At 39.4% G+C, this 14,078-nt stretch carries 14 protein-coding genes; 9 read left to right on the top strand and 5 right to left on the bottom strand.

All coding sequences use genetic code 11. The features are described from left to right. The first annotated feature begins 22 nt into the window (after nt 1-22). The 3 genes from ACN6MT_RS20580 to ACN6MT_RS20570 all read left to right on the top strand — a co-directional run bounded on the left by ACN6MT_RS20580 (nt 23) and on the right by ACN6MT_RS20570 (nt 3,228). Nucleotides 23-901 carry a sugar phosphate isomerase/epimerase family protein gene (locus ACN6MT_RS20580; protein ID WP_419887809.1) on the top strand — a complete coding sequence of 293 codons (879 nt, stop codon included), beginning with the start codon at nt 23-25 and terminating at the stop codon, nt 899-901. 20 nt (nt 902-921) lie between these two features. After that, complete coding sequence (locus tag ACN6MT_RS20575; protein ID WP_419887808.1) at nt 922-2,028, top strand: Gfo/Idh/MocA family protein; 1,107 nt, start codon at nt 922-924, stop codon at nt 2,026-2,028. A gap of 99 nt (nt 2,029-2,127) precedes the next feature. Next, nucleotides 2,128-3,228 carry a Gfo/Idh/MocA family protein gene (locus ACN6MT_RS20570; protein WP_419887807.1) on the top strand — a complete coding sequence of 367 codons (1,101 nt, stop codon included), beginning with the start codon at nt 2,128-2,130 and terminating at the stop codon, nt 3,226-3,228. A gap of 205 nt (nt 3,229-3,433) precedes the next feature. On the opposite strand, the gene ACN6MT_RS20565 is transcribed toward ACN6MT_RS20570, so the two are convergent. Beyond that, nucleotides 3,434-4,648, bottom strand: a complete 1,215-nt coding sequence (locus tag ACN6MT_RS20565) for an amidohydrolase family protein (protein WP_419887806.1) — start codon at nt 4,646-4,648, stop codon at nt 3,434-3,436. Nucleotides 4,649-4,654: 6 nt separating this feature from the next. Next, nucleotides 4,655-5,743 (bottom strand): hypothetical protein, encoded by a 1,089-nt coding sequence (locus tag ACN6MT_RS20560; RefSeq protein WP_419887805.1) that lies wholly within the window; start codon nt 5,741-5,743, stop codon nt 4,655-4,657. Between the two features lie 522 nt (nt 5,744-6,265). Between ACN6MT_RS20560 and ACN6MT_RS20555 the strand changes: the two genes are divergently transcribed. From ACN6MT_RS20555 to fdhD, 4 genes are all read left to right on the top strand, one after another. Beyond that, complete coding sequence (locus tag ACN6MT_RS20555; protein WP_419887804.1) at nt 6,266-7,537, top strand: OFA family MFS transporter; 1,272 nt, start codon at nt 6,266-6,268, stop codon at nt 7,535-7,537. Between the two features lie 96 nt (nt 7,538-7,633). After that, entirely contained in the window at nt 7,634-7,996 is a 363-nt protein-coding gene (locus tag ACN6MT_RS20550) for a DUF2294 domain-containing protein (protein ID WP_419887803.1), read from the top strand. Nucleotides 7,997-8,148: 152 nt separating this feature from the next. Next, nucleotides 8,149-10,506 carry an FdhF/YdeP family oxidoreductase gene (locus ACN6MT_RS20545; protein ID WP_419887802.1) on the top strand — a complete coding sequence of 786 codons (2,358 nt, stop codon included), beginning with the start codon at nt 8,149-8,151 and terminating at the stop codon, nt 10,504-10,506. Nucleotides 10,507-10,527: 21 nt separating this feature from the next. Further along, nucleotides 10,528-11,346 carry a formate dehydrogenase accessory sulfurtransferase FdhD gene (fdhD, locus tag ACN6MT_RS20540; protein ID WP_419887801.1) on the top strand — a complete coding sequence of 273 codons (819 nt, stop codon included), beginning with the start codon at nt 10,528-10,530 and terminating at the stop codon, nt 11,344-11,346. Nucleotides 11,347-11,447: 101 nt separating this feature from the next. On the opposite strand, the gene ACN6MT_RS20535 is transcribed toward fdhD, so the two are convergent. The 3 genes from ACN6MT_RS20535 to ACN6MT_RS20525 are packed head-to-tail and all read right to left on the bottom strand — an operon-like array spanning nt 11,448 to nt 12,508. Next, a complete protein-coding gene (locus ACN6MT_RS20535; protein ID WP_419887800.1) occupies nt 11,448-11,729 on the bottom strand; it encodes a hypothetical protein in 282 nt (93 codons plus the stop codon). Nucleotides 11,730-11,740: 11 nt separating this feature from the next. Next, nucleotides 11,741-12,130 (bottom strand): SHOCT-like domain-containing protein, encoded by a 390-nt coding sequence (locus ACN6MT_RS20530; protein WP_419887799.1) that lies wholly within the window; start codon nt 12,128-12,130, stop codon nt 11,741-11,743. A gap of 12 nt (nt 12,131-12,142) precedes the next feature. Then, nucleotides 12,143-12,508, bottom strand: a complete 366-nt coding sequence (locus ACN6MT_RS20525) for a DUF2089 domain-containing protein (protein WP_419887798.1) — start codon at nt 12,506-12,508, stop codon at nt 12,143-12,145. 209 nt (nt 12,509-12,717) lie between these two features. Here ACN6MT_RS20525 and ACN6MT_RS20520 point away from each other — a divergent pair, with 209 nt between their 5' ends. Together ACN6MT_RS20520 and ACN6MT_RS20515 are read left to right on the top strand one after the other, a co-directional pair. Beyond that, complete coding sequence (locus ACN6MT_RS20520) at nt 12,718-13,548, top strand: protein phosphatase 2C domain-containing protein (protein ID WP_419887797.1); 831 nt, start codon at nt 12,718-12,720, stop codon at nt 13,546-13,548. Beyond that, complete coding sequence (locus ACN6MT_RS20515; RefSeq protein WP_419887796.1) at nt 13,545-14,018, top strand: peptidoglycan recognition family protein; 474 nt, start codon at nt 13,545-13,547, stop codon at nt 14,016-14,018. Before ACN6MT_RS20520 ends, ACN6MT_RS20515 begins: the two co-directional genes overlap by 4 nt. The last annotated feature ends 60 nt before the right edge of the window (nt 14,019-14,078 follow it).

The raw sequence follows: 14,078 nt of genomic DNA, 5'->3' as shown, positions 1-14,078 counted from the left end.
TAACTAATAGGAGGTTGTTTATATGAATAAAAAGATAGGAATGAGAATCTCACCAAAAATCGGTGCAGAGGGAATGGAGTCTGTGGCAAAATTCGCGGCTAGTATTGGCTTGGATGTTGTCGATGTCCCAGTATATAACCAAGAAGTAAAAACGGTATTAGAAAATGCTGGGTTAGAAGTTGGTTCCATTGATGGTGTGGGTGCTGTTGGCAATACAAAGCTCTTAAGCGAAGATGAGAAAAGTCGAGAAGAAGCAGTGACTGCTCTAAAAACGCAAATGACAGAAATTTCTCAGCTTGGCGGAAAAGTCATGTTCATGTGTTTGGTTCCGGATGATATAACCATGCCTCGTAAAAAAGCGTTTGAAATCTGGAAAGAAACCTTTCCTGCTATCGTGAAGCACGCTGAACTAGAGAATATTTATATTGCTTTAGAAGGGTGGCCAGGACCAGCTCCCTACTATCCAACGTTAGGGTGTACACCTGAAATGCTAAGAGCGATGTTCACCGTTATACCTTCTAAACATTTCGGGATCAATTATGATCCTTCCCACTTAGTAAGGTTAGGAATTGACCATTTAAGAGTATTGAGTGAATTTGGTGACAGAATTAATTACTGTCATGGTAAAGACACTGAAATATTACTTGATGAACAATATGAATTTGGAACCCTTGCTGCCACCTTTGGAGCAAACTATGATTTTTCAGAAGGGCCATGGAGATACACCATCCCTGGGCAAGGAGATGTGGATTGGTCAAAAGTAGCTGTGCGATTAGAAAAGGTCGGTTATCAGGGTCCCATCAGCATAGAACTAGAAGACCATCGCTATTGGGGGTCTTTAGAGAAGGAACAGCAAGGAATTAGAAAAGCAAGAGAACATCTGGCGCTATATTTTAAATAAACACACAGGAGGAAATGTAGATGACAAAAAACGTGAAAGTAGCCATTGTTGGTTGTGGCGGCATTGCAAATGGAAAACATATGCCTAGTTTATCTAAACTGAAGCATGTTGAATTAGTGGCTTTTTGTGACGTACTGATTGAAAGAGCTGAAAAAGCTGCTGTTAAATACGGAGTATCTGGTGCAAAGGTATTTGAGGATTATCGTGAGCTCCTTCAGGATGAAAGTATTGATGTAGTCCATGTTCTTACTCCAAATGATTCCCATGCAGAAATAACCGTGGCTGCGCTGGATTCTGGTAAGCATGTTATGTGTGAAAAACCGATGGCAAAAACGTCTGCTGAAGCACAAACGATGGTTGAGGCGGCAAAACGCTCTGGTAAAAAGCTGACAATCGGGTATAACAATCGTTTCCGACCAGATAGCCAGCATCTACATAAAGTTTGTGAACGCGGAGATTTGGGGGAGATTTATTTTGCGAAGGCGCATGCAATCCGCCGCCGTGCGGTTCCAACATGGGGTGTGTTTTTGGATGAGGAAAAACAAGGTGGAGGACCGTTAATCGATATTGGTACTCATGCCTTGGATTTAACATTATGGATGATGAATAACTATAAACCTAAATCCGTTATGGGTAACACGTATCATAAATTAAGCCAAAAGAAAAATGCTGCCAATGCGTGGGGACCGTGGGACCCTGATAAATTTACCGTTGAGGATTCCGCCTTTGGCTTTATTACAATGGAAAATGGGGCTACCATTGTGTTGGAAACAAGTTGGGCATTAAATTCTCTAGATGAAGATGAAGCAAAATGTTCGCTTAGTGGAACAGATGGTGGAGCCGATATGAAGGATGGACTTCGAATCAACGGAGAAAGCTTCGGAAAGCTTTATACAACCAATATTGAGCTTGGTGCCGGGGGAGTAGCTTTCTATGATGGAGACTCAGAATCAGATGCCGATCTAGAAGCAAGGCTTTGGATTGATACTATCATCCATGATACAGAGCCAGTGGTAAAGCCGGAACAAGCTTTTGTAGTGACACAAATCTTAGAGGCAATCTATGAATCCGCTAAAACTGGAAAAGCAGTATATTTCCAAGAGAAGTCTTCTTTTGTTACGAATTAATAAGGGCTTAGAAAACGGTTGACCCTTAAATTGGGAGATACAACTTTATCAGCCTATACTTCAATAAGTAATGGGAAAATAATAGTCGGAGGCAAATAAATGTCTAATGCGCTCAAGATTGGAATTATCGGCAGTGGCGGAATTGCTGCTGCCCACGCAAGAGCTTATAAGCAAATGCCAGATGTAAAGATTGTGGCTGTTGCCGATGTGATTCCAGGCAAGGCTAAACAATTTATTGAACAGCTTGAATTAACAGAGGCAAAAGCTTTTGATAACCATCTCGAGCTGTTGCAAATGGATCTCGATGGTGTCAGTATATGTACTCCAAATGTTGCCCATCATAGCACAAGCATTGATTCCCTTAATGCAGGCAAACATGTGCTAGTGGAAAAGCCGATGGCTGTTACCCTAGGACAGGCGATTGAAATGGTGGAAGCCTCCAAAAAGGCTGAAAAAATCCTGACAGTCGGATTTCAACCAAGATATGATCCGAATATGAAAGCAGTAAAAGAAATTGTTCAATCGGGTCAATTAGGGAATGTCTATTATGTTGAAACAGGCGGCGGACGCAGGCGGGGAATGCCAGGAGGAACCTTTATCAATAAAGAATTAGCTGGTGCGGGTGCAATGGCAGATATCGGTTGTTATTCATTAGACCTAGCTTTAAATACATTAGGCTATCCTAAGCCCTTAACCGTATCCGCTTATACGTCGAATCATTTCGGTACAAATCCGATATACCACAAGGAAGCAGATAAGTTTGAGGTAGAGGATTTTGGTGTAGCGATGATCCGTTTAGAAGGCGGGATTGTGTTAAATTTTAAAATATCATGGGCCATGCATATGGACTCTCTAGGTCCAACACTCTTCCTTGGAAAAGATGCTGGTTTGAAATTAACGCCAGCGGGCAGCGGACCATGGAGCGGTGTGTGGGACGGTGGAATCGGTACGATAAGCTTATTTCATGATATAAAAGGTCACCATGTAGAATCTGCTATTCCTGTTCAAAATCATCAGTATAATATTTTTTATGAAAAGGTGCGCGACTTTGTCTTGGCAATTAAGAATGATGATCCTGCACCAATTCCTGGTGAGCAAATTGTGATTAATCAGGCAATCATTGATGGAATATTACGTTCAGCAGAGCAAGGCAGTGAAGTGAAAATCGAGATTCCTGAATCTTGTCTAAATAGATCATAAAGGAAAACGAAAAGTGGTTTTATTCTATGATTAGAATGAAATCACTTTTTTCTTGATAGAAGTTATCGGTAATTATGATAGGTGGAGGGAAAAGCAATATTTGTTCGAAAGATAGAAAATTTTTTGTTAAACTCTGTATTTCTCTTAAAAAAAAAACAGAGCTAATTCATTTTAAGTGAATTACTCTGCAAGTAAGTAGATATTCTTATAGCCGGTCAATGATCTTAACTCCTTTATAGAAAACATTCTTTATCTGATTAATCTCTGCGATTTCTAAGCCAGGTATTCCTTCGGATACTAAGAAGTTTGCTTCTAGACCTGCTTCTAATCTTCCGAACACATCATCTTTCCCTAATAGCTTTGCGGGATTATCGGTTAATAGCGCTAGAATCTTATTTTCATCATAATCATGCTTCTTTAATAGCTTCATCGCTGGCTGAGCAATTAACATTAAGACGTCTGGCCCTTTTAATGCTTGGTCTTGAAATGGCAGCCAGGATGTTCCTTGAAAGGGTGGAAGATAGGAGTCGGTTGAGATGGATACAGGGATATCTTTTTGTACAAATTTAAGAATTTCTTCTGGAGCGTTCGGCTGTAAATGTGTACCGCCCATTGGAGTGGCGACGATTATAGTTCCTAGTTTTGCAGCTTTCTCTATTTGTTCATCCGTAATTCCATGTGCATGATGTAAGACATCAACGCCAGCATCTAAAGCGAGGTTAATTCCTTCTTCACCAGCCACGTGGGCACCCATCCGTTTTCCTAATCGATGATAGATATTTACGATCCTTTGTAACTCCTCCTGCTTATAGATGATTTCTCCTGCCCTAGGTACTTCTTTTTCGGTAAAATTTGCTGGTGTAGCATTGATAAAAATATTTTCCCCAGGATAATCACTCTCAAGAGCAATCATTTGTACCAGAAGTGGGTCCGATAAATCAAATTGTGTAACTCCTCGTGATTTTGTGATTGAGGTAAAATGGGCTAGATTTTCAAAACCTATCGAAATACTGGTAGTCGCAAAGGTAATATCAATAGGTAGATCACGACCTACTTTTTGGTAATCTTCTTTTGAAAAATCACAAAACGGGTGGCCGCAGATTTGCTCTCCAAGTGCTGTGATACCCGATGACAAGGCATGTAAGAGAATGGCTTTACCTGCTAAAAAATGAGTTTCAGGCGTTACCGAATAGAGGGAGGTGGGTGCATATTCTAGTAAATGAGTATGGCAATCTACCAAAGAGGGTGTAATCACATAGTTCGAACAATCTATCACATCGATATCCGGATACTTTCCCTTGATCCTTTCATAGTTACCAATCTCAGCGATTTTTCCATCATCAATAATCATTGCGCCATCTTCCAAGGTCCCTAACTGACTGACAGTGACTATTTTTTTACTTCGAATCAAATAGTTCATCCTTCATCACACCAAAAATGGAGTTAAAAAATAACCCAATACACACGCCGTAATAATCCGAAGAATCGTGCCAATAATCGCTGCTTCTAATGTTTCCCGTTCATTTAAGCCAGATGTTTCTGCCCAGGTGACAGGCACCTGTCCAAAGATAACAGATAATGGCAGCCCGGAGTTTGCTAACACAAATGAACCGACAATTAAACGGGGGTCAATGGTGTTTGCAAGCTCTGCAAGCTGCGCCACGGCAAGTGTTGGTGCTGCGAGAATAGACACGATGCCGGTAGCAGGTTCAATGCTCAAGAACATAAGAACAGAGGATAAGCTTGATTCTATGAAACTCCAGACTCCTATGAATTTTAAGGCTCCGATAAAGAAAAAGACGGCTGCAACAGCTGGAATAATAATTAAAAACAGCAGTTCAACGCCTTCTTTAGCAGATGAGAAAATGGTTTGCAAAAACTTGGTAGTTGGTGTAAACCGTGGTAATTCCTCAAGCTCCACTTTTTTGGTATCTCGGTAAATCGTTCTAGATAAGAGCAACGGAACGACGATGATGGGGGCAAAAATAGATAAGATGACGAGTGGAAAGGCATTAATGCTAAATGCAGATAGTGCGATAAGGCCTAATACAAAGGTTGCAAAGGATTGTGGAGATTGAATCATCGTTGCAACAGCAATTTTTTGCTCCGCTTTGGTTGCATTTGCTTTCACTAAAATTGGACCTGAGATTTTTCCGGCAGCGTTAATATCTCCAAGGATATTATAGACACTTGGAATAATGACGGAAGGATTGATCTTGAACCACTTCATAATCGGAACAAATAAACGAATGAGCCCATCCGTAAATCCTAAACGTTCTAGTAGGCGACCAACAATAACGCTTACAATAATCGCAATCCCCACTTCACTTGTTAGAAAAATATCGACAACAATCGGTTTTACTTCTTTGATAATCGTATCAAATAAGTTTGACAGTGAATTAGGAGCGAATAAAAGCAAAATCAATGACCCAAAGACTAACAATATCCCAATCACTTCAAAAGTCTGCCACTTGGACCTTGAGGAATGTGAAACAGATGCTTGTTCCTTCTCCATAAAACGACCTCCTGCCATTTTTATTTATGGTATGTATGGGCGGGAAATGTGTGTTTGTCTGATTACCAGTTTGTTAAGAAGGAATGAGAACATTACGATATATAGCAAAATCACATATGAATAACCAACTGAATGGAGAACGTGGATTCAGGATGATAGGATTGCAACGGTTTGCTGTATAAGGGAATAAATGAAATATAGCTATTGTAATGAATTCGCTGCCATGGTATTATAAAAATTAAATTGTGAACAAATTGTGAAATATTCATTCTTATAAAATATGAGACTCTATTAATACGAAACAGCGACCCTGTTTATCGGTTAAGAGAGCATACTCTCATATTGAAGGCACATAAATAACTGTTGGTACTTAACAGCGTTCCTGTTTAAGGCAAACCGTTATAAGGATTCTTTTGAATTCCGTTTTTTGGAATCAATGAAAAGAATCTTTATGACGGTTTTTTTATTGTTTCACGATTTGTTTAATGAAAATGAAAATGGTTACATTGGGGAGAGGTCTTAATGAAAAAGAGAAAAAATCGGTGGTTAATTGCCATGTCAGCGGTCGGGATTCATATTTCAATTGGCTCCGTCTATGCTTGGAGTAATTTTACAGCCCCGCTAAAAGAACTATTTGGCTGGTCTGATTCAGAAGTGGCACTTACATTTAGTATTGCGATATTATTTTTAGGCTTGTCCGCTGCTTTTATGGGGCATTTTGTTGAGAAACATGGTCCAAGAAAGGCTGGGTTAGTTGCAGCAGTATTCTTTGGTATCGGTATCATAGGATCTGGTATTGCGGTGAACGTAGGTTCAAAATCGTTATTATACCTTTTCTATGGAGCACTTGGAGGTATTGGCTTAGGGGTAGGCTATATTGCTCCTGTATCTACGTTGGTTAAGTGGTTCCCAGATAGACGAGGATTTGCTACTGGACTGGCGATTATGGGTTTTGGTTTCGCAGCCGCCATCAGTAGCCCAATTATGAACTCTCTGATTACTTCAGTAGGTGTTGCCAATACTTTTTTCATCTTAGGAAGCTCATATTTTGTCATTATGACCCTTTCTTCTCTATATCTTGAGAAGCCAGAGGAAGGGTGGCTTCCGGAAGGTTTTAAGGAAAAAATTCAAAGTGGTAAAGCGAAGCCAAAGATTGATTTAGCACAGCTTATGGCGAATGAGGCTGTAAGAACAAGACGGTTCTGGTACTTGTGGATGATGTTATTTATTAACATTACTTGCGGAATAGCGATTTTAGCTGTTGCTAAGCCGCTTGCGATGGAAAGCATCGGAATTGATATGACCGCTGCAGCAGCTCTTGTTGGAGCAATTGGAATTTTCAATGGTCTCGGCCGAATTGGCTGGGCAAGCCTTTCAGATATTATTGGCAGACCAACTACCTATACGGCATTCTTTGTTCTACAGATGGTGATTTTTTTTATCCTGCCAGATGTATCGATTAAATGGTTGTTCATGGGCTTGTTAATTGTTGTTTACACCTGTTATGGCGGAGGCTTTTCAGCAATACCGGCATTTATTGGAGACATTTTTGGGACGAAGCAGTTGGGAGCCATTCATGGTTACATCTTAACTGCGTGGGCGGCAGCAGGACTAGTTGGTCCATTATTTGCTGCATGGATTAAGGATACAACAGGAAGCTACTCCGGCAGCTTAACATTTTTCTCAGGACTATTCGTGGTCGCACTGATCATCTCCCTGCTGATTCGACTTGATATTAAGAAATTGAAGGCACAACAGGGTGTTGATTCATCATTAAAAAATCAAGCAAGTTAGTAATCTGACTAATAATATTGTATACTTATCCCATAAAAACAACATTTGCACAGTGAATATAAGGATTATATGTAAGTGAAATGAGATGAAATCAAAGTGAATAAATATGAAGCAGAATTTAGTAATATTGTTCGCGCATATCGAAAACGCCATATGGGAAAAGGTCCAAGTCAAGTGAGAACAACCTTTTGTAAGTGCTGGGCAATTTCTGAATTAGAAGGAAATTTATCACCGATTGAAAAATTTATTGCAACGGCAGATGATGGAAAACAAATGCTTCGTGCTGCTAGGACGGAAATGGTCAAAGAGATTTATAAGAAAAACCATCCTGTTGAAATGGAGGAACTGTTAGGCGCTAACTTCCTTCATGTATTTGTCGATATTGATATTGAAGAGGACAGAGGGATGTCGATTTTCGTTTTTGATCAAGATATTGAAAAAAAGTTTACAGAATCGTAAAGAACACTTCTACCCAACTACATGATTGTTGGCACTTGGCAGCGAACCTGTTAAAGACTAACCACCTCGGAGAAGTCATCTAAGTATTAGATGCGCTCCCTGGTGGTTTTTTATTGGTTTTAGAACTGGGAACTCTAGAGGAGGAAATATAAATGGGAAAAACATTACATCCAGGACCACAGAAAAAAGCAAAAATGCCTGCTCCTGAACATTGGGTAAGTCCAATCCCGTTCGGATTAGGAAAAATAAAACCAAAGCATATTCGTGATACGATGAAAATCGCTTGGGATAATCGAGATAATATCGGCTATGCAACAAACATTATTACGAAAGGTGTTTGTGACGGCTGCGCACTTGGTGTATCTGGTTTATATGATCAGACTTTGGAAGGACCGCATGTTTGTACAACACGTATGAATGTACTTAGGTTAAATACAATGCCTGCCATAAAGCCGGAAATTCTTCATGCCGATATAGATGAATTAAGAAAGTATGATAGCACGGAGCTCCGGAAGCTCGGCCGTATACCGTATCCGATGATCCGCAGAAAAGGTGAACGAAAATTCTCTCGTATTAACTGGGATGAGGCGATGGATTTAATCGCTGACAAAATGAAAAAATTGAATCCGAAGCAATATTCGTTTTACCTAACGGCTCGTGGAATTACCAATGAAAGCTATTATGTTGCTGCAAAAGTAGCCCGTTTTCTTGGGACGAATCACATTGATAACGCTTCTAGAATTTGTCACGCTCCAAGTAAGACCGCTTTAAAACGCTCGATTGGAGTAGGGGCTTCGACATCTAATTATTTGGATTGGATCGGAACGGATGTCTTATTGTTTTGGGGGAGTGTCGCTTCTAACGCTTCACCTGTATCTTCAAAATACATGCTTGAAGCAAAGAAAAAGGGGACTAAAATTATCGTTGTCAACCCATACCGTGAACCGGCAATGGATAAATATTGGATCCCTTCTAATCCTGAGTCTGCCTTATTTGGAACGAAAATTGCCGATGATTTCTACCAAGTCAATATCGGCGGAGATATTGCTTTTATGCATGGAATTATGAAGCATTGGTTTGCGATGGAAGAAAAAGACTATGGTTCAGCAATCAACCATGAGTTTGTTCAGGAACATGTGAACGGATATGAAGAACTAAAGAGTAAAGTGCAGGAACAAAGCTGGGACGAAATAATTGAATCTTCTGGTGTATCAAAAGAACGGATTATTGAATTAGCTGAACTTTTAGCAAACAGTAAAAACGCTGTGTATGCGTGGGCGCTTGGTCTAACCATGCACTCCTTTGCAACAGACAACATATCGCAAGTGGCAAATCTGGCGCTGCTTCGCGGCCACCTAGGCCGTAAACACGCTGGTCTTATGCCATTCCGTGGACACTCCAGTGTACAGGGAAGCGGTGAAATGGGAGCAGATCCATTCGTGCTGCCTGGCGGCGGCTGGGATGCCAAGAATGTGGAAAGAATGGAGCAAATTTGGGGATTTGAGCTTCCAAGATGGCAGGGCGATATCGTTGGGGTGACCTTGGAAAACATCGTGCTTCCTGAAGACCATGAACGGAAAGTGAAGCTTTATTACTTATCTGGCGGTAACTTTTTAGAAACGATGCCGGATCCGGATTTCATTGCACATGCTTTATCTGAGCTCGAAATTCGTGTCCATCAGGATATTATTCTAAATACCTCCACACTTGTCGACGCAAAAGAAGCGGTCATCGTACTGCCGGCAAAAACACGTTATGAGCAAGAGGATGGAGGAACGAGTACATCGACAGAGCGGATGGTGTACTTCTCACCTGAAATTCCTGGTAACAAAAATAAAATTGAAGAGGCACGTGCTGAATGGAAGATCTACATTGATCTTGCAAAGCGAGTAAAACCAGAAACAGCCCACTTAGTTGACTTTGCCGATGGTTTTGATATTCGTGAAGAGATTGCAAAAGCAAATCCTGATTATGAAGGCATTCAGCACTTGAAAAAGCAAGGGGATGTATTCCAGTGGGGCGGAGCTTGGCTATGTGAAGATGGGATTTGTCCAACTCCTGATGGAAGAGGAAGCTTAATTCCGGTAGACATTCCTGATTTAAATAAAAAGCCAGAACAGTTTGTGGTCACCTCCCGTCGAGGCAAACAGTTCAACTCCATGGTATACAAAGAGGTTGACCCTTTAAACGGCGCAGGTCGCTATGACGTATTAATGAGTCCAGTAGATGGTCAAAAATTAAGTATCGCTGAGGGAGAAGGGATCGTTGTCTATAACGGTTTTGGTGTCTTCCAAGGTACGGCAAAGTTCGTGGATATTGCACCTGGTAATATCGAAGTACACTTCCCAGAAGGTAACTTCTTGCTGCCACGCGGCAGGTACGAGAAATTTGCAGGAATCCCAGATTACAACATTACCGTAAATGTTGAAAAAGCAGAACGGTATAACGCTCGTAAAGATACCCAATATGTAGAAAAGCCTATTGCAGATCTTGAAACAGAAGTTAGTTAAACAGGGGAAGGGGCAACATCATTGTTAAAAGAAATCACAACTTCGCAAAACATTGTCAGATATAATGGACAAAGCTTTTATGAAGAAGAGGATGAGATTGCTGTTGAAACAGCCTTAACAGTTATTTTAGATGGTGACGAGTTTGCTACTATGGTTTGTACTCCTTCTGAACTGCAGGAATTGGTAGTCGGTTTCCTTGCTTCCGAAGGTGTGATACGCGTTTACCAAGACATCGAATCACTTCACATAGATGAAGAAAAGGGATTCGCATATGTTGAACTTGTGAATAAACATAATATTCAAAAGGATTTACACTCAAAGCGATTTATAGGCTCCTGTTGCGGAAAGGGACGACAATTTTACTTTCATAATGACATGAAGACTGCAAAAACGGTGATGACGAAATTGACAGTGACACCGGAACAATGCCGCGATCTGATGAAGAAGATGCAAGAAAGCTCCTCTCATTTTCAACAAACCGGTGGTGTTCATAATGCTGCATTATGTACAGGTGAGGGTATCGTTATTTCCAGAACTGATATCGGTCGTCATAATGCCTTAGATAAACTATTTGGGTATTGTATTATAAATCGAATTCCATTAAAAGATAAAATTATTGCGTTCAGCGGTCGAATTTCTTCTGAGGTGTTACTTAAGGCTGCTAAGATTGGTGTCGGAATTATCCTTTCCAAATCGGCTCCTACCAACCTAGCATTAGATTTAGCTGAGGAACTTGGAATTACGGCGGTTGGTTTTATACGGGGGAATGGATTCAATGTATACACACATCAGAAACGGATACAAGGAATTGAATATGAACGTTCATCTGAGGTGTTATAAGTTTAAATACTACCTATATGATATAACAGTAAAACGCGAATCTCTTGTTACCTAGTGATTCGCGTTTTACTTTAGGGGGATCTGGCAGGAATACTTAAAGTTTAGAGTGTAACCTTAACCTCGGTACCATCCTTAGCTATGACGTCTACCAGCACGACTCCTTTATGGTGTTTCAGTTCCTTGATGATTGGTTTTAGCGTTTCTTTATCTATTTGTGGAATAGAGAAGTCAAGTTTCTTTCTATCAAAATGTTCTTTCGTCCATTTGTTTGCCTGTTGATGGACAAATTTTGAAGACAAAATAGAATTAAAAATGGTTAGAAGGGCATACGGAACTGGGATGGTTAACCGGACGTCTTTTGCTTTCACTTTTACATACAGCATAGGGAAATCCACTACTCAATGATGACAGAAACGGTATCACCGTTTGCCGACTTCACATCAACAATTTGGCCATCCAATTCGTTTTCAATTGCTTCAATAATAAGGTTTATGTCAAGATCCTTCACATATTTTTCGGATTGAGGAATACTGGCTGCGATGCTATGGCCAGCCATTAATACAACCTTGATAAGTTTTATTGGCAAATTAACGGTAACGTTATCATTTTCCGCTGAAACAACACGAATTTTTAATGTTTTATCAACATAGTTAGTTGTTTTTTCTACGAGCTTACTTCCAGCTTCTTCTTTCCCTTTTAATACTTGAATCAGTTCTGATCCTTTATCTGCGTCAATTTTCCCTTCTTGCACCAAAGTTAATACTCTTGCAATTTCTTCTTTCATGGTCCATTCCTCCTATTCCTCTTTTAAAAGCTTAATGGCTTCCTCTGCTGTGATTTCGCCATTTTCCAACATGGTAACAATCTTTTTCTCATCAACTTCATTTTTCTTCTTCTGCACATATCCAAGGGAAGAAATGATGTCAGTTAGCTTACTTCTGACCGTTGGATACGAAATGCCCAGTTCCTTTTCAACTTCTTTGATGTTCCCTCTGCATGTTAAAAACACTTCGACAAAATGAAGCTGATCCTTGGATAATGATGCTAACTTGGTTAACTCAAACTCATTTTCAATCGTAGTGTGACAATGAGAGCACTGCAGCTTCATAATCTTTAATGTATTGCTGCAGACAGGACAATTTGTAATTACTTTATGTGACATATTGTAATTCCTTCCTTTTATTTGATTTGATTATATATCGATAAAATCAAATAGTAAATAATAAAAATTAATTTTTTCGAAGAAAATATTAAAATTTTTAATTAAATAATTAATTTTATTAATTTAATGTTATGTATACCTCTTAAGCCATATAATATGATAATTTGATTAATCGATTTTTTGTAAATCGAAAAAAAGGTGGAAGTTCAATGATCATTGAGTCATTTTGTAAAGCTGCACCTCATAAAAGGGTCAGTGAAGATTCAATCGTAATAAATGAAAAGCTTAATGTTTTTGGGGTTTTCGATGGGGCAACTCCATTAGTGCCATTCCAAGATGAGAACGGAATGAACGGTGCACATCTAGCTTCAAATATATTTAAGGATTATTTTTTAAGACTCTACAAAAGTAACCTTACATTAGTGGAAGGAATCGTGAATGCAAATAGAATGTTGAGTGAAAGAATGGACAAATACAAGGTGAATCAGGAAATACATGAAGGACTTTGGTCCACATGTGCGGCAATGATAAAAGTTGAAGAAGAAGGAAAGATTTCGTATGCGCAGCTTGGTGATTGTATGATCATGGCTGAATATCAAAACGGAACGATAAAAGCCTTAACAAGGGATACGGTAAAAGATATAAGTTATCGTGCGAAGGCATGGCGCGAGGAATTAAGAAAGCAAGGTGTTAACCTTCCAGACGAGGAGTATTTTCAGAATCGAACAAACCAGTTGGTTTTTAATCGTTCATTAGCTAATAAGGAATATGGCTACACTGTAGCGAATGGAAAAGAAGAGGTAGTAAATTTTATACAGCATGGACAAATAACAATCAGTGAAATCAAAACATTATTATTGATAACAGATGGCCTTTTTCATCCAAAATATTCAGTGAAAGAAACATTTAAAAAGATACAAACAATCGGTTTACAAGCATATTCTATCGAATTAGAACAATATGAGATAAGGAATAACCTTCGTTCAGATGATAAGTCTGGGATCATGATTCGTTTTTGCAAAGAGGAGAGCGCTACATGAGTATAGAACCAGGATGGATTAAAGATAGTAAATTATTATTTAAGGAACCGCTTTTAACTCTAAAAAATGTTATGTACATCATTGTGCACCATACCGAAGAAATAGGTTGGGATGTGAATAAAACCCATCAGTTTCATCAGAATGAGCGTGGATGGAGTGGGATAGGGTATAATTTTTTTATTGAGGAAAACGGTGAAATCATGAATGGGAGAGGATATCATGTCGGAGCACACGCTATTTCATATAACCAAAAATCATTGGGTATATGTTTAGCAGGAAATTTTGATAGTCATACTCCCTCAATAGAGCAGTTAAAATCATTAAGAAAACTTTGTATGTTCCTTTTAGAGCAATATCATTTATCAACTGCTCAAATCCTTGGACATCGGGAAGTAAATGGCATGGCAAAAAGTTGTCCAGGTAAAAACTTTAATATGGACCAATTCAGAGAATCGATTAAACTTAGCTGAAAAGGTACGAGGCATTAATAATAGAAATGAAAAACCAAGATGTAATTGAAGTTCATCTTG

The organism is Neobacillus niacini (genome assembly GCF_048572935.1).
Taxonomy (GTDB): domain Bacteria; phylum Bacillota; class Bacilli; order Bacillales; family Cytobacillaceae; genus Neobacillus; species Neobacillus niacini.
Note: the sequence above shows the minus strand (reverse complement) of the source record. Positions and strands in the feature narration are given on the sequence as shown.